At 74.0% G+C, this 15,872-nt stretch carries 14 protein-coding genes; 7 read left to right on the plus strand and 7 right to left on the minus strand.

The genetic code is table 11. The features are described 5' to 3' along the window. Positions 1–120: 120 nt before the first annotated feature. Positions 121–3,033, minus strand: coding sequence for a S8 family peptidase (locus IEY98_RS33280; protein WP_308425879.1), 2,913 nt, complete (start codon positions 3,031–3,033; stop codon positions 121–123). Positions 3,034–3,397: 364 nt separating this feature from the next. Between IEY98_RS33280 and gdhA the strand changes: the two genes are divergently transcribed. Next, complete coding sequence (gdhA, locus tag IEY98_RS12220; protein ID WP_373292410.1) at positions 3,398–4,738, plus strand: NADP-specific glutamate dehydrogenase; 1,341 nt, start codon at positions 3,398–3,400, stop codon at positions 4,736–4,738. Here the strand turns inward: gdhA and IEY98_RS12225 are convergent. After that, the gene (locus tag IEY98_RS12225; protein WP_189210548.1) at positions 4,735–5,325 is read right to left on the minus strand and encodes a TetR family transcriptional regulator; all 591 of its coding nucleotides are present in this window, start codon (positions 5,323–5,325) and stop codon (positions 4,735–4,737) included. The genes gdhA and IEY98_RS12225 overlap by 4 nt on opposite strands. An 85-nt stretch (positions 5,326–5,410) precedes the next feature. Between IEY98_RS12225 and IEY98_RS12230 the strand changes: the two genes are divergently transcribed. Both IEY98_RS12230 and IEY98_RS12235 read left to right on the plus strand, forming a co-directional pair. Further along, on the plus strand, positions 5,411–5,731 hold the full coding sequence (locus tag IEY98_RS12230; protein WP_189210549.1) for a DUF2867 domain-containing protein: 321 nt from the start codon (positions 5,411–5,413) through the stop codon (positions 5,729–5,731). Continuing rightward, positions 5,731–6,108 (plus strand): DUF6463 family protein, encoded by a 378-nt coding sequence (locus IEY98_RS12235; RefSeq protein ID WP_189211746.1) that lies wholly within the window; start codon positions 5,731–5,733, stop codon positions 6,106–6,108. The genes IEY98_RS12230 and IEY98_RS12235 overlap by 1 nt, the downstream gene beginning before the upstream one ends. On the opposite strand, the gene IEY98_RS12240 is transcribed toward IEY98_RS12235, so the two are convergent. Next, positions 6,093–6,734 carry a response regulator gene (locus IEY98_RS12240; protein ID WP_189210550.1) on the minus strand — a complete coding sequence of 214 codons (642 nt, stop codon included), beginning with the start codon at positions 6,732–6,734 and terminating at the stop codon, positions 6,093–6,095. The genes IEY98_RS12235 and IEY98_RS12240 overlap by 16 nt on opposite strands. Further along, positions 6,722–7,945 (minus strand): sensor histidine kinase, encoded by a 1,224-nt coding sequence (locus IEY98_RS12245; RefSeq protein ID WP_189210551.1) that lies wholly within the window; start codon positions 7,943–7,945, stop codon positions 6,722–6,724. Before IEY98_RS12245 ends, IEY98_RS12240 begins: the two co-directional genes overlap by 13 nt. Positions 7,946–8,077: 132 nt before the next feature. On the opposite strand from IEY98_RS12245, the gene IEY98_RS12250 reads away from it, so the two are divergent. Then, on the plus strand, positions 8,078–8,833 hold the full coding sequence (locus tag IEY98_RS12250) for an ABC transporter ATP-binding protein (RefSeq protein WP_189210552.1): 756 nt from the start codon (positions 8,078–8,080) through the stop codon (positions 8,831–8,833). Between the two features lie 3 nt (positions 8,834–8,836). Next, positions 8,837–11,359 carry an ABC transporter permease gene (locus IEY98_RS12255; protein ID WP_189210553.1) on the plus strand — a complete coding sequence of 841 codons (2,523 nt, stop codon included), beginning with the start codon at positions 8,837–8,839 and terminating at the stop codon, positions 11,357–11,359. Between the two features lie 21 nt (positions 11,360–11,380). Here IEY98_RS12255 and IEY98_RS12260 read toward each other — a convergent pair whose 3' ends face one another. From IEY98_RS12260 to IEY98_RS12270, 3 genes are all read right to left on the minus strand, one after another. After that, positions 11,381–12,292, minus strand: a complete 912-nt coding sequence (locus IEY98_RS12260; RefSeq protein ID WP_189210554.1) for a GlxA family transcriptional regulator — start codon at positions 12,290–12,292, stop codon at positions 11,381–11,383. Between the two features lie 7 nt (positions 12,293–12,299). Then, positions 12,300–12,851 (minus strand): cysteine hydrolase family protein, encoded by a 552-nt coding sequence (locus IEY98_RS12265; RefSeq protein ID WP_189210555.1) that lies wholly within the window; start codon positions 12,849–12,851, stop codon positions 12,300–12,302. An 82-nt stretch (positions 12,852–12,933) separates the two neighbouring features. Then, positions 12,934–13,347, minus strand: coding sequence for an ATP-binding protein (locus IEY98_RS12270; protein ID WP_189210556.1), 414 nt, complete (start codon positions 13,345–13,347; stop codon positions 12,934–12,936). Between the two features lie 187 nt (positions 13,348–13,534). Between IEY98_RS12270 and IEY98_RS12275 the strand changes: the two genes are divergently transcribed. Then, entirely contained in the window at positions 13,535–14,755 is a 1,221-nt protein-coding gene (locus tag IEY98_RS12275; protein WP_229786845.1) for a PP2C family protein-serine/threonine phosphatase, read from the plus strand. 49 nt (positions 14,756–14,804) lie between these two features. Beyond that, positions 14,805–15,746 (plus strand): sensor histidine kinase, encoded by a 942-nt coding sequence (locus IEY98_RS12280; protein WP_189210557.1) that lies wholly within the window; start codon positions 14,805–14,807, stop codon positions 15,744–15,746. The last annotated feature ends 126 nt before the right edge of the window (positions 15,747–15,872 follow it).

The raw sequence follows: 15,872 nt of genomic DNA on the forward strand, positions 1-15,872 counted from the left end.
CGTTTCACTGTGAATGAGGGCTCGGGGGCCGGAAGTACACGCCCGGAGCGGCTGATCTTTTCCGTCTCGGACAGACCCGGGTGGGCTGATCCGCCATGGATCAGCCCACCCGGGGTTCGGTCAGGAGTTCACCCAGACCAGGGTGGACGCCGCCGTGGCCGTGCCGTCGCCGTACAGCAGGCGGCCGAGCCAGCGCCCGCCCGGGGCCAGGTCGTCCCAGGCGGCGGTGACCTTCACCGGGGTGGCGATCGTCACCGGCTGCGTCGCCGGGGTGGCGGTGAGGTTGCCCGCCGCCTCGGAGCCGAGCAGGAAGCTGAACAGCTTCACCTCCTGCGCCGGGCCCGCGTAGAGGTCGACGTACACGTCGTAGGACTTGGGCTCGGGGTTCTCGACCCAGACCCACTCCTGCGACGTGCCGCTCGCGCTGCCGCCGACCAGCGTCGTCGTGCCCGCCTCGTAGACGAACAGGTCGAGGTCGGTGCCCTCGGCCACGTCGGAGTCGAACGTCGCCCACCGCGCGTAGGTCGTCCCGGCCGGGACCGTCACGGTGAACTTGGCCGTGTGGTCGCTCGCGGTCGGGTTCTCCTGGTCGAAGTTCGCGCTGGTCGGGTTCTTCAGCTCGGCGCGGTTCTCGCCCGCCCTGGTCAGGCCGACGACGGAGGCGGTCAGCGTGCCGCTGAAGCCCGGCGTCGCGGTGACCTCGGCGCTGCCCGCCGAGCCCGTGCCGTGCACCTCGGCGGGCACGGCGGCGAGCACCGGCTTGACCGCGATCACGCTGCGCACGGCCTCGCCGCGCTGGGGCGTCCAGGTCAGGTCGCCGAACACGTACGACCCCAGCTGGGCGGTCGTGCGGGTGAAGGTGACCTTGAACGACCGGGACTGCCCCGGCGGGATGACCAGCAGGCGCGGCGAGACCGTCGCCGAGACCCCGGCCAGGCCGGAGAACCTCGGCCGCAGCACGTGCGCGTGCCTGCCGGTGTTGGTCAGCGTGCGGGTGACGGTCTGCTTGCCCGCCAGTTCGCCGATGGCGATCGAGGCCAGGTTGACCTCGCTCGGGTCGATGCCGGTCACGCCGTCGCAGGTGCCGCCCGGCGGGGTGACGTCCGCCCCGCAGAGCAGCCGGTCCCACTGGGCCGCGCCGCTGTCGTAGACCAGGTCGGTGTCGAGCGCGTCGCCGATGGACACGTGGCCGGAGCCGTAGTCGAACGGCGTCGCGTTCGCCCCCGTCTCCGTGGCGATGGGCTTGCCCTGGTTGTCGGTGGTCTTCGCCGAGGTCATCAGCGCCGACTTGACCGCCATGGGCGACCAGTCCGGGTGCCGCTGGATCAGCAGCGCGGCCAGGCCTGCGATGTGCGGCGAGGACATCGAGGTCCCCGACATCAGGTCCCAGTTCCGTCCGCCGTGCCGCTCCGGGGTCACCGCGGCGAGCACGTCGACGCCGGGGCCGAGGATGTCCGGCTTGAGGAAGTCCCCGCCCGCGGTGACGGCCGGGCCGCGCGAGGAGAACCCGGCGATGGCGGGCGCCCGCGCGCCTTCCACCCGCGCGCCCGCGGCCAGCGCCGCGGTCGGCGCGGCGCCCGCGGCGTAGGCCTTGATGGCCGCGCCCGCGACCTCGTCGACGTGCACCGTGGGCAGGACGTGGAAGTCGGCGTTGAGCGAGCCCGGCGACACGTTGGCCAGGACCACGCCGACGCCGCCCGCCTGCTTGACCGCCCGGCTCTTGGCGACGCGGTCGATCACGCCGCGGTCGCAGAGCACGACCTTGCCCGCCACCTTGGCCGGGTCGAGCGTGCCCTCGTAGCACAGCCGCACCTGGTCGGCGTCCGCGCCGGGAAGGCCCGCCGCGGTGGACAGCAGCAGCGGGGCGGACGGGACGGCCTTGCCCGCGCCCGCGCCGGTGTAGGACTTGCCGTCGCCGGTGGTGACGGCCGCCTCGTACTGGCGCGGGTGCGTGCCCGCGGCGACCGAGGTCATCCACGGCATGTTCTTCGACACCGTCCGCGCGGTGGGACCGTCGTTGCCCGCGGACGCGGCCACGAAGACGCCCGCCTTGGCGGCCCGGTAGAACGCCAGGGTGACGAGGTCGCCGTAGGCCGACGCGCCGGAGATCGAGTAGTTGAGGACGTCGACACCGTCGGCGATGGCGGTGTCGATCGCCTTCACCGAGTCGCTGTTGATGCAGGTGTCGTCGCCGTCCTCGGTGATGATCCAGCAGGTCTTGTAGATCGCCAGCCGGGCGGCGGGGGCCACGCCGCTGGCCGTGCCGAGGTCGTTGCCCTCGATGGACACCGGCACGCCGAACTTGCCCGCCGCGGTGCTCGCGGTGTGGCTGCCGTGGCCGCCGTGGTCGCGCGGGGAGGTGTACTCGCCCGGGATCGGCAGGTCGCCGACGCCCTGGTTGAAGTAGCGCGCGCCGATCACCTTGTTGTTGCAGGTGACCTTGGGCTCCTCGACGCCCGGGTCGCACACGCCCTTCCAGCGCGCGGCGATCGCCCGGTCCGAGGCCCGGCTGGTGCGGATCGCGCCGAAGCTCGGGTTCTCCGGCACGAACCCGGAGTCGATCACGCCGATGATCACGCCGTCGCCCGCGCGCTCGTCGCCGCCGAGGCGGTTCCACGCGCCGCGGCGGCCGGTGAGGCCGAGGAAGTCGGGCGTGGACACCGTGTCCAGCTTGCTCTTGCCGTCCGGGACGACCAGCTTCACGCCGGGCGTGGCGGCCAGCTTCGCGGCCTGCTGCGGCGACATGCGCGCCGCGAACCCGGCGTTGGTGTAGTTGTAGTCGTAGACCTTCTCCGCGCCGTCCACGGTGTCGAGGACCCGCGCCCTGCGCTGGTCGAGGTGGGCGACGTAGCGCCGCACGTCGGGGTCGTCCCGGTCCACCTTGTCGCCGGGCGCAGGCGCGGTGGCCGGGATGCCCGCCACGCCGCCGTCGTACTCGATCACCGGCTCGTCGGCCAGTTCCACCAGGTAGATGCCGTTCGGCGAGGACGCGAGCGCGGGCTCGGGCTCGGACGCCGAACTGCCCGGGGCCAAGACCCCTACGCCTAATGAGGTCAGCGCGAGCAGGGCCGCCGCTCTGCCACGCCGCCGCGATGAGTGAGCCAATGCAGGGTCCTTCCAGCCAAAGATCGTCGACCGGCCGCCACGTGCAGACGGCGGGGGTGCGGCAATCTCAACCGCGTCGCACCCGGGGTTCAAGGACGCGCCGTTCACCACCGGCCGCGCGCGGACCGTGAACGCTGTGAGCGCCGCAGCGTGCGCGGCCTTTGCCCGCCTTGTGACACTCACCACGAGCACGCGGCCGGGAAGTGGCCCGCGCGAGGCGGACTGGTACGAATTGAGGCTGGTCGTCCCACCAGAGGACGACGACGGGAAGACCGGGAGCGTTGGCGTGCCGATCCTTGACGTGAAGCTGGGTGAGATCTACGACGAGGTGCTGCGCCGCAACCCCGGCGAGACCGAGTTCCACCAGGCGGTGCACGAGGTCCTCGACACGCTGGGCCCGGTGCTCGCCAAGCACCCGCAGTACGCCGAGGCCGCGGTGATCAGCAGGCTGTGCGAGCCGGAGCGGCAGATCATCTTCCGGGTGCCGTGGGTGGACGACTCCGGCGCCGTGCAGATCAACCGGGGCTTCCGGGTGGAGTTCAACTCCGCGCTGGGCCCGTACAAGGGCGGGCTGCGCTTCCACCCGTCGGTCTACCTGGGCATCGTCAAGTTCCTCGGCTTCGAGCAGATCTTCAAGAACTCGCTGACCGGCATGCCGATCGGCGGCGGCAAGGGCGGGTCGGACTTCTCCCCCAAGGGCCGCTCCGACGGCGAGGTCATGCGCTTCTGCCAGGCCTTCATGACCGAGCTGTACCGGCACATCGGCGAGTACACCGACGTGCCCGCCGGCGACATCGGCGTGGGCGGCCGGGAGATCGGCTACCTGTTCGGCCAGTACAAGCGGATCACGAACCGCTACGAGTCCGGCGTTCTCACCGGCAAGGGCATCACCTGGGGCGGGTCGCAGGTGCGCACCGAGGCGACCGGCTACGGCACGGTGTTCTTCGTCGACGAGATGCTCAAGACCCGCGGCGACTCCTTCGACGGCAAGAAGGTCGTCGTGTCCGGCTCGGGCAACGTCGCCATCTACGCGGTGGAGAAGGTCCAGCAGCTGGGCGGCACCGTGGTGGCCTGCTCGGACTCCAATGGCTACGTCGTCGACCTCAAGGGCATCGACCTCGACGTGCTCAAGCACGTCAAGGAGACCCGCAGGGCGCGCCTGTCGGCCTACGTCGAGGCCCGGCCGCACGCCGAGCACGTGGAGAGCGGGTCGGTGTGGGACGTCGCGTGCGACATCGCGCTGCCCTGCGCCACGCAGAACGAGCTCAACGGCCGCGACGCGGCGACGCTGATCGGCAACGGCTGCGCCATCGTCGCCGAGGGCGCCAACATGCCCTGCACGCCCGACGCCGTGCGCCTGTTCGCCGAGGCGGGCGTGCTCTTCGCCCCGGGCAAGGCGGCCAACGCGGGCGGGGTGGCCACCAGCGCGCTGGAGATGCAGCAGAACGCGTCCCGGGACTCCTGGAGCTTCGAGCACACCGAGCGCAGGCTGGCCGACATCATGCGCGGCATCCACGACCGCTGCCTCGACGCTGCCGACACCTACGGCACGCCGGGCAACTACCAGGCGGGCGCGAATATCGCCGGGTTCATCCAGGTCGCCGACGCGATGCTCGCGCTCGGGGTCATCTAGCCCGGCTCACCGAGTCCGACCGACCGCAGCAGCACGCCGAGCGTGGCGTAGACGCGGTCGAGGTCGACGGCGTCCGGGGCGATGCGCCACTGCTGGTGGATGCCCATGGTCGCGCCGACCACGATCGCGCTGAGCGCGTCGGCGTCGACGCCGTCGGCGAGGTCGGACCGCTCGATCCAGGAGCGGACCAGCGCGCGCAGCGCGGTGTGCACGTCGCCGTACCACTTGCGCAGGGGCGAGTCGGGCTCGGCCGCCTCGGCCATCAGGGTGATGAACAGCTTGGTCGTCGGACCGCGGGTCAGCTCCACGATCCCGTGCAGCAGGTCGTCGAACGTGCCGGACTCCAGCCTGCGCGCGTCCGCCCGGATCGACGCCATGACGTGGTCGATGACCGCGGCCAGCAGGCCCTCCTTGTTGCCGAAGTGCCACGGGATGGAGCCGCGGCTCACCCCCGACCTGGCGGCGATGTCCTCGAACGTCGTCAGGCGGTAGCCCCGCTCGGCGAACAGCTCGGCCGCGGCGGTCACCAGCAGCCTGCGGCTCTCCTGCGTGGTCTCCGCCCGTCGCGTCGCCCGTGAAGTGGTCACGATCGGCAAGCCTATCCCTGGCTATCCAGCCACTCACTAGCTGTGCGATAGTTTCTATGTTGGTCAACATAGAACTGGGGGACGCATGTCGAGCTGGTCGACCTGGTCGGGTTGGGCGCGGACGGGCTGCGCGACGCGGGTCGCCGTCTCGCGGACCGCCGGGGGCGAACCGCCGTTGGCCCGGCTGCTGATGCAGACCCGATGGCGCCTGGGGGCGCTCCTGGGCTGGGCGCAGGGTGACGACGGCGATCACGAGCTGCGGATGGCCGTCCTGGTCAAGCCCAACGGCCGCTTCGGTCGGCTCTGCACGGCCGCGATCGCGCCGTTCCGGCACCTGGTCGTCCATCCGGCGCTGACGCGCCAGTGGGAACGCGCCTGGCGCGAGCGCGCGGCGGTGGGCGCGTGATGCTGCGGTGGGCGGGCGCCATCATGGTCGTCCTGGGCGCGGGACACCTGGTGATCCTCACGGCGCTGTCGTGGGACGCCATCGCGCGGTGGGTCGAGCAGGGGCTGTGGGCGGCGGTCCCCCTCGCCGAGTCGGCGGGGTCCGACGCGGTCGCGTTCTGGGCGGGGGCGGGCAGCTTCGCGGCGCCCATGATCGTGCTGGGGTGTCTGATGTGGCACCTCGCCGGGCGCGGGGTCGCGGTGCCCGCGTGGGTGGGCTGGGGACTGCTCGCGTGGTGGACGCTCGGCGGCGTGCTCCTGGTGCCGTCGCCGTTCTTCGTCGGGGTCGTGCCGAGCGTGCTGATCGTGCTGGCGGCTCGGCGTCAGGCGTTGAGGTAGGCGAGGACGGCGAGGACGCGGCGGTGGCCGCCCTCGTCGTTCAGGCCGAGCTTGGCGAAGATGTTGCGGATGTGCTTGTGCACCGCGCCCTCGCTGACGACGAGGGTCCTGGCGATCGCGCCGTTGTCGCGGCCCTCGGCCATCAGCGCGAGCACTTCGCGTTCGCGGGCGGTGAGGGTGCTCAGCGGGTCGTCGGCGCGGCGGGACACCAGCAGCTGCGAGATGACCTCCGGGTCCATCGCGGTGCCGCCGTCGGCGACGCGGTGCAGCGCGTCGAGGAAGTCGTCGACCCGGCCGACGCGTTCCTTGAGCAGGTAGCCGACCCCGCCGACGCCGTCGGCCAGCAGTTCGGCAGCGTAGCTGTTCTCCACGTACGCCGAGAGCACGAGCACGGGCAGGCCGGGATGGAGCTTGCGCGCGGCCACTGCGGCGCGCAGGCCCTCGTCCCGGAAGGACGGCGGCAGCCGCACGTCCATCACCACGGCGTCGGGCCGGTCGTCGGCGATCACCGCGTCGAACTCGGTGGTGTTGTCGACTGCGGCCACGACGTCCATGCCCGCGGTGCGCAGCAGCAGGACGAGGCCTTCGCGCAGCAGGACGTCGTCCTCGGCGATCACGACGCGCACGGCAGCTCCACTCGCAGGACGGTCGGGCCGCCCGGTGGGCTGCTCACCTCGGCGCGGCCGTCGAAGGCGTCGGCCCGGCGCTGGATGCCGACGATACCGGTGCCCCTGGCCGCGTCCGCCCCGCCCCGGCCGTCGTCGCGCACGACGATCACCAGCGCCCGGTCCGTCGCCTCGACGCGCACGGCGGCCCGGGTGGCGGCCGAGTGCTTGGTGACGTTCGTCAGCGCCTCGGCGACGATGAAGTAGGCGGCGGCCTCGATCGCGGCGGGGCGGCGGCCGATCGGCGCGACCTCCAGCGCGCACGGCACCGGGCAGCGCGCCGCGAGCGCGGCGATGGCGCCGTCCAGCCCGCGGTCGGAGAGCACCGGCGGGTAGATGCTGCGCACGACGTCGCGCAGTTCGGCCAGCGCGTCGACCGCGGTGTCCTGCGCCTTGCGCACCAGCTCGAACGCGCCGTCCGGATCGCGCGAGCGCAGCTGGTCGGCGATGCCCAGCTGCATGACCACCGCGGCGATCCGCGCCTGGGCGCCGTCGTGCAGGTCGCGTTCGATCCGGCGCAGTTCGGCGCCGTGCGCCTCCAGCGCGCCCGCGCGCGAGGCGGTCAGCTCGGCCACGCGGTCGCTGAGCCGCACGCCGGGCGCGGGGGCGAGCAGCCACCGCGCCATCCGCGCCTGCAGGCCCGCCAGCCACGGCAGGCGCAGGGTCAGCACGCCGAGCACGACGCCGAAGACCACCGCGATCGGCGTCTTCCACCAGGCGTCGACGACCAGCCCGAACGAGGTGCCCACGCCGCCGGGGACCAGCCACCAGTAGGCCGGGATGAGCACCTGGTTCACCGCCGCGGTCGGCAGCCCGACCGCGAGGGCCGCCAGGAGGAGCCCCGCCGGGAAGTGCAGCGCCAGCCAGGCGATGTCGCGGCGCGTCGCCGGGTCGGTGGCCGCGGTCGCGAGCTGGCGCGGCAGCGGCCCGTCCAGCACCCGGTACGCCTCGGGGATCGGTTCGCCGAGCAGCGCGCCCGCCCGCCGCCGCTCGACGCCTGCCACCCGCCGCACCAGCCGCAGCGCCTCGGGCACCGCGGGCAGCCCGACGCCGACCAGGGACAGGACGCCCACGAAGACCACCGCGATGAGCGCGAACACCGCCGCTGCCGCCGTCCCCGCCCCGACGAGCAGATAGCGCGCGGCGGTCCACAGGGGAGCGAGGCGGGTCATGGCCTCGATTCTTCCCGACGACCCACCGGGGGTCGGTAGTGCTGGCACTACCACCGCACCCCCACCTGCGGGATCGATCAGCGGGCCCGCGCGCACATAGCGTCACCGCGAACACCTCGGGAGGGGAAACTGATGACGGCAGGGACGGTCTCGGTGGGGGCGGCGCACGCCGTGCGCCTGGAGGCGGTGCGCAAGGTCTACGGGTCCGGCGCGACCGCGGTCACGGCGCTGGACGGCGTGTCGGTGGGGATCAGGCGGGGCGGGTTCACGGCGGTGATGGGACCGTCGGGCTCGGGCAAGAGCACGTTCCTGCACTGCGCGGCCGGGCTGGACCGGCCGACGGCGGGGCGGGTGCTGCTCGGCGACACCGACCTCGCCGGGTTGTCGGAGAACGCGCTCACCGAGCTGCGCAGGCGGCGGATCGGCTTCGTGTTCCAGGCCTACAACCTGCTGCCGTCGCTGACCGTGCGGCAGAACATCACCCTGCCCTCGCGGTTCGCGGGCACGAGCCCGGACGAGCGGTGGCTGCGGGAGGTCGCGGCCCGGGTCGGCATCGCCGACCGCCTCGACCACCGGCCCGCCGAGCTCTCCGGCGGCCAGCAGCAGCGGGTGGCGATCGCCAGGGCGCTGGTCACCCGGCCGGAGCTGCTGATGGCCGACGAGCCGACCGGCGCCCTGGACACCCGGACCGGGCAGCAGGTCCTCGCTCTCCTGCGCGACCTGGTGGACACCACGGGCCAGACCGTGCTGATGGTCACCCACGACCCCGTCGCGGCGTCGTACGCGCACAGCGTGCTGTTCCTCGCCGACGGGCGGCTGGCGGGGGAACTCGCCGCGCCGACGCCCGCGCTCGTGGTGGAGCGCCTGACCCGCCTCGGGGAGTGGTGAGCCGTGCGGTCGCTGGCGTGGGAGATGGTGAAGGCGCGCAAGGTCGCGTTCGCCGGCGCGTTCATCGCGATCCTGCTCGGCACGGCGGTCGTGGCCGCCTGTGGCGTGCTGATGGAGTCCGGCATCCGGTCCGGGGTGCCGACCGAGCGCTATGCCGCCGTGCCCGTGGTGGTGGGGGGTCAACAGGTCGTCCAGCCGGAGGGCGCGGACTTCCTGGAGGCGCAGCAGCTCGGGTCGCCGCCCGCCGTCCCGGTGGAGCTGGCCGAGCGGATCGCGGCGGTGCCGGGCGTGGCGCGGGTGGTCGGCGAGACGTCGTTCCCGGCGCGCGCGGTCACCGCTGACGGCGGCGTGGTGGAGGCGTTGGGACACAACTGGGACGCGGCGGTCCTCACCCCGATGACGGTCCGCGAAGGGCGCGCGCCCTCGGCGGCGGGCGAGGTCGTGGTGGATGCGGGCCTGGCGGCCCGCGCCGGGGTGTCGGTGGGCGACGCGCTGCCGGTGATGACCACGTCGACCCCGGTGGAGTACCGGGTCGTCGGGGTCGCGGGCGGGGCGCTGGCCAAGCAGTCCGGGCTCTACTTCACGTCCCCGCTGGCGGAGTCGCTGTCCGGCACCCCGGGGCGGGTGCACGCGTTCGGGGTGTTCGTCGGCGACGGCGTGGACGCCGGCGAGGTCGCCGAGCGGGTGGAGCGGGCGCTGGCGGGCGAGGCGGTCACCGTCGCCGTGGGCGGCGACCGGGGCGGCGTCGAGTTCGCCGAGGTCGGCCGGTCGCGGGTCCTGCTGCTGGCGATCGCCGGGTCGTTCGCGGGCATCGCGCTGCTGGTGGCGGTCTTCGTGGTGGCCGGGACGCTCGCGCTGGCGATCGACCAGCGGCGGCGTGAGCTGGCGCTGCTGCGCGCGATCGCGGCCACGCCGAGGCAGATCGTCCGGCTGATCGGCAGGGAGACGACCGTGGTGGCCACGATGGCGGCCGGGCTCGGCGCCGCGGCGGGCGTGCTGGTCGCCGGGTGGCTGCGCGACGGCTTCGCCGCGATCGGGGTGATCCCCGACGACCTCGCGCTCGCCGTGGGCCCGGCGCCGCTGGTCGCGGCGTTCCTGCTCGGGGTCGGGGCCGCGCGGCTGGCCGCGTGGGTCTCGGCGCGCAGGCCCGCGCGCATCCCGCCGACGGAGGCGCTCGCCGAGGCGGCGACCGAGCCGCGCGAGCTGGGCCGGTGGCGGGTGGTCGCCGGGACGGCGTTCCTCGCGGGCGGCGCGGCGCTGGCGCTGGTGCCGCTGTTCACCCGCGGCCCGGCGGCCGTCGCCATGACCTCGATGTCGGTGCTGGTCGCGGTGATCGGGACGGCGCTGCTGGGCCCGCGCGCGGTGCGGCCGCTGGTGCGGCTGGCGTCGGCGCCGCTGGAGCGGCTGGGCGTGGGCGGCTATCTCGCCGCGCACACCGGCCGCGCCAACGCCCGACGCCTGTCCTCGGCGCTGACCCCGCTCATGCTGTCGATCGCCTTCGCCGTGGTGAACTTCCACAGCCAGACGGCCGTCGAGGCCGCGACCCGCGCCGAGCTGGCGGCCGCGACGACCGCCGACCACGTGCTCTCCGCGCCCGGCGGGCTGTCCCCCGAGGTCGCGGCCGCGGCCCGCGGTGTCCCGGGCGTCGACGGCGCGACCGCCGTGGTGCGGACCAACGTCGTCGTCACCTCCACCTTCGGCGAGGACGTCCGGGTCGAGCGCGCGCCCGCGCTGGGCGTCGACGACGTGCCCGGCACCCTGGACCTCGGCGTGGTGTCGGGCTCGCTGGACGACCTGCGCGGCGAGACCGTCGCGCTCGACGACGAGACCGCGTCCGGCAGGACCATCGGCGACGAGGTCGAACTGCACCTGGACGACGGCACGGTGGCGCGGTTGCGGCTGGTGGCGACGTTCGAGCGCGGCATGGCCTTCGGCGACCACGTCCTGCCCGTCGACCTCGCCCGCGCGCACACCGCCGCCCGGACCGACACCGCCGTGCTGGTGCGCCTGTCCCCCGACGCCGACCGCCCGGCGACGGCCCGCGCGCTGGCCGCCCTGGCCGACCGGTTCCCCGGCCTCACCGTCGGCGACCGCTCGGCGTTGACCGCCCCAGACGGCGGCGACCGCTCCATGCAGTTCTGGGTCAACCTGATGGCGGTCGGCGTCATCCTCGGCTACATCGCGATCTCGGTGGCCAACACGCTCGTCCTCGGCACGGCGCAGCGCCGCCGCGAGTTCGCCCTGCTCCGCCTGATCGGCGCGACCCGGCGGCAGGTGCTGCGGGCGATGCGGGCCGAGGCGCTGCTGGTGGTCGCCATCGCGGTCGGCGTGGGCACGCTGCTCCCGGCGGTCCCGCTGGCGCTGCTGGGCATCGGGCTCATGGGCGACCCGCTGCCCACCGGCTCCCCGTGGGTGTACCTGGGCATCGTGGGCTTCACGGCCCTGCTCGGCCTCCTCGCCCTGACCATCCCGACCCGGCTGGCCCTGCGCACCCGCCCGGTCGAGGCGATCGGGCTGCGGGAGTGATCCACCCGACGCGGCGCGACCTCACCGAGGCGGGCTGGATACGGCGGCGCGGAGGCGGCGGAGCATGCGGCCGTCCTCGAAGCCGACGGCACGGGCGGCGCTCTCGACCGTCGAGCCGTGGCCGATCAGGTGCTCCGCGCGCTCGACGCGGAGGATCTGCTGGTAGCGCAGCGGGGTGAGGCCGGTCGCCCGGGTGAACATCCGGGTGACCGTGCGCTCGCTGCACGCGGCGACGCCCGCCAGGTCGGCCAGGGTCAGCCGCTCGTGGAACCGCGACTCGATGACGTCCTGGAGCCGGTGGACGGTGTCGTCGACGTGCGACCGGTGGCGCAGCAGCGCGCTGGCCTGCTGGTCGCCGCCGTTGCGGCGGGCGTAGACGACCATGGACCGGGCGATGCGCGCCGCCGTCGCGGGGCCGTGCCGGGTCGCCACCAGGTGCAGGGCCAGGTCGATGCCGCTGGCGATCCCTGCCGAGGTGACGACCGGGCCGTCCGTGACGTAGAGCACGTCCCGCACGACCGTCGCCGCCGGGTACCGCCGGGCCAGTTCGTCCTGCAGGTCGTGGTGGGTGGTGCAGCGCCGCCCGTCGAGCAGGCCCGCGCGGCCGAGGGCGTCCGCGCCCGCGCAGACGCTGGCCACCGCGCCGGGATGGGCGCGCAGCCAGTCGAGCAGGGCCGGGCTCAGCGGGCCGGTGCCCGCCAGCCGGGGCGCGCGCCAGCCCGGCACCACGATCAGGTCGTCGGCGGTCAGCACCGGCAGGTCCGTCTCGGCGCGCAGGGCGCTCCCCTGGGCGCTGGGCACCTCGGCGGCGTCGGCGACGTACGCCAGCTCGTACGGCAGGCCGATGTCCCGCGCGCCGGAGAACACCTGCGCGGGACCGGCCAGGTCGAGCAGGTGCACGCCGGGCACCAGCACGAAGACGACTCTCCTCACGATCCGGTCAGCGTAGCCCGGTGACCTCCGCGACCGTGGCCACGGTCGCGAAGCGCCCGGCGAGCGCGTACTCGGTCCGCTCGATGATCTCCGGGGTGGACAGCACGGCCCCCGTCCGCCAGTGGGTGATCGGGCTGGTCGCGGTCGCGTCGGTGACGAAGGTGACGTCGTACCCCAGGTCCGACGCGACCCGCGCGGTGGTTTCGCAGCACTGCTCGGTGCGGATGCCGCAGACCCGCAGCCCGCGCACGCCCCGGACGGTGAGCATCCGCTGCAGGTCAGTGGTGGTGAACGCGTTGTGCGCGGTCTTGGTCAGCGTGGGCTCGCCTGCTGCGGGGACGAGCCCGTCGATGAGCCGCACGTGCCCGTTCACCGGGTCGAACGCGCCGCCGGTGCCGGGCTCGCTGTGCAGCACCCACACGACCAGGTCGCCGCGCGCCCTGGCGTGGTCGACCAGCGTGCCCACGGGGGTGGCGATGTCGGGGTCGGAGATGTCCGCCCAGCTCTCCCGCACGCGGAAGGACTCCTGGACGTCGATCACGATCAGCGCTTCGGTCATGCGGCAAGCCTGTCGGCCGCTCCCGCGGTCCGACAGGCACGACCGGGCCGCACCCCGGAACGATCCGGTCAGGCAGGCGGGGTCAGGACGCCGCGTCGGTGCGGAAGGTGGCCCAGACGGTCTTGCCCGACGACCCGGGCTCGACGCCCCAGGTCACGGCCAGCGCGTCGACGATGATGAGGCCGCGGCCGCGGATGTCGCCGAAGCGGGAGCGGCCGAGGGCGGGCGGGTCGGGCGAGGGGTCGTCCACCTCGACGCGGACGGAGTGGGCCCCGGGGCGGACCAGGCGCAGCCGGAACGGCCGGTCGGCGTGCTCGTAGGCGTTGCCGACCAGTTCGGTCACCACGAGCTGGATGTCGCCAAGGAGCTGGGTGCCCTCCAGCTCGGGGAGTTCCCGGGTGACCCACCGCCGCACCTCGGCCACCTGGTCGGCGAGCGCGCTGAACTCCCAGATCGACACGCGTTCCGGCTCGCGCGGATCACCTCGACCACGCACTACTCGCTCCTGCCTGTCGTCTCACTGATACCCGAGGACAACCCGCCCAAACGCCGCCCCAGACGGTACCCCTCCCCCGCGACACCCCTCACCGCGCCGTGGTCGACGCGCGCCGCGACCTGCGGATCCACCCCGTTCCGGCAGCCGGGTGAGCCCGTTCGCCCGAGTCGTTCGCTAGGCTGCACGGGTGGCCGAAAATCCCAGCTCAGAGGAACATCTACTCCTGCTGGAGGCCATTTCCGACGCCGCGCTCGGCCACATGGACCTCGACAAGCTCCTGCACACGATCCTCGAACGCGTCCGGACTCTGCTCTCCGTCGACACGGCCACCGTCCTGCTGCTCGACCACGAGGGCGACCGGCTGACGGCGACCGCGGCCGCGGGCCTGGAGGAGGAGGTCGTCCAGGGCGTGATCGTCCCGGTCGGCTCGGGGTTCGCGGGACGGGTCGCCGCGATGCGCAAGCCGGTGGTGCTGCCCAGGGTGGACCAGACCACCGTGGTGAACCCCCTGCTCTGGGAACGCGGCCTGCACGTCCTGCTCGGCGTGCCGATGCTGGCCCGCGACGAACTCGTCGGGGTCCTGCACATCGGCTCGGTCGCCCACCGCGAATTCACCGCCGCCGACGTCCGGCTGCTGCAGATCGTGGCCGACCGGCTCGCCCTGGCCGTGCGGATGGACCGGCTGGCCGCCGAGCGGGGCGCGGCCGAGGCGCTGCAGCGCAGCCTGCTGCCGTCCCGGCTGCCCGCCATCGGCGGGCTGGAGTTCGCCAGCCGCTACGTCCCCGACTCCCACACCGGCGTCGGCGGCGACTGGTACGACGTGTTCCCCCTCCCCGGCGGCAGGCTGGGGATCGTGATCGGCGACGTCACCGGGCGCGGCCTCGGCGCTGCCGTGATCATGGGCAGGCTGCGCAGCGCCCTGCGCGCCTACGCACTCGACCACGGCGACCCGGCCGAGGTGCTGCGCAGGCTGGACTACAAGGTCTGCCACTTCGAGACCGGCGCCATGGCCACGGTCAGCTACGCGGTGGTGGACGAGAGCCAGCGGCACCTGACCGTCTCGCTCGCAGGCCACCTCCCGCCGGTCCTCGCCGTGCCCGGCGAGGCCGGGAGGCTGCTCGACCTGCCGGTGGACCTGCCGATCGGTCCGGCGGAGACCGGCGCGGCCCGCCGCGCCACCCGGGTGGACCTGCCGCCGGGCGCCCTGGTCGCCTTCTACACCGACGGCCTGGTCGAGCGCCGCGACGCCATCATCGACGAGGGCCTGGGCAGGCTCGCGGCGGCGATCACCGCCGACCCGGCGGAACGGGTCTGCGCCCGGGTGATGGCCACAATGCTCGGCGCGAACCCGGCGGGCGACGACGTCGCGCTGCTCGTCGCCCGCCGGTCACCGTCCACAGTGGACTAACCGCCCCCGCTGATCGCGCTGGGCGTGCCGAGTGACTACGGTCGGTCAGGTGCGAGGGCGGGAGCGGCGGGTGGCGGACGCGGTCTCGGCGCACATCGTGCGGACCGGGCGGATGCCCGCCGCTGTCGAGTTGGCCGAGGTCGTGGGCGTGGCGGCGGGGGCGGCGGGCTGCGCGCTGCTGGTCGCCGGGGAGCGGCACGGGTGGGGGCGCGCCGAGGGTCCGTGGGCGGAGTTCCCGGTCGAGTACGACGGGGAAACGCAGGGCGTGGTGGTGATCACCCCGGTGTCGGTCGGGTCGCTGGCCGAGGTCGCCCGCGCGCTGGGCCCGGTGGTGGCGGCGATCCGCGCGGGCATCGACACCGACCGGCTGCGCCGCGACGGCGACGCCGCGGCCCGGCGGCTGGTCGACGACCGGTGGCGCGCCGCTGCCGAGATGGAGCGCGAGCGCCGCGGGCTGGAGCGCGACCTGCACGACGGCGCGCAACACCACCTCGTGGCCCTGCAGATGTCGCTGGCCCTGGCCGCGCACGTCGAAGGCACGCCGGTCACCGATTTGCTCGACCGTCTGGACGCCGCGGAACGGGTGCTGCTCGACACCGCCTCGGGCGTCCTCCCGGTCGCCCTGGTCACCGACGGCCTCGGTGCCGCGCTGTCGGACGAGCTGAGCGGTCACGCCGACGTGACCCTCGATGTCGCCGGTCTGCGCCACCGCTATCCGCCGTCGATCGAGTCCACGGTGTTCTTCCTCTGCCTGGAAGCTGTCAACAACGCCCACAAACACGCCCCCGGCGCCCGGATCACCGTCACCGCCGGAGAACAACCCCGCGGCGTGGCGTTCACCGTGACCGACACCGGCCCCGGCTTCGACACCACCGCCCCGAACGCAGGCCTCCACAACCTCTCCGCCCGAGCGGCGGCGGTCGGCGGCACTGTCGAGGTCCGCTCGACACCGGGACAGGGAACGACGGTCAGCGGCTTCGTGCCCTGGTGATCCCCGCGGCCGCGCGCGGCCGACACCGCCAGTCTCTGGCTTCACAACCCGTGCGGGCAACGTCCGCCGTTCCACACTCGGACACGACAGTCAGCGGGGCCGTGCCCGGCTGTGGTCAGCTCGCGA

Origin of the sequence: Actinokineospora fastidiosa (genome assembly GCF_014648415.1) — a bacterium.
GTDB lineage: Bacteria > Actinomycetota > Actinomycetes > Mycobacteriales > Pseudonocardiaceae > Actinokineospora > Actinokineospora fastidiosa.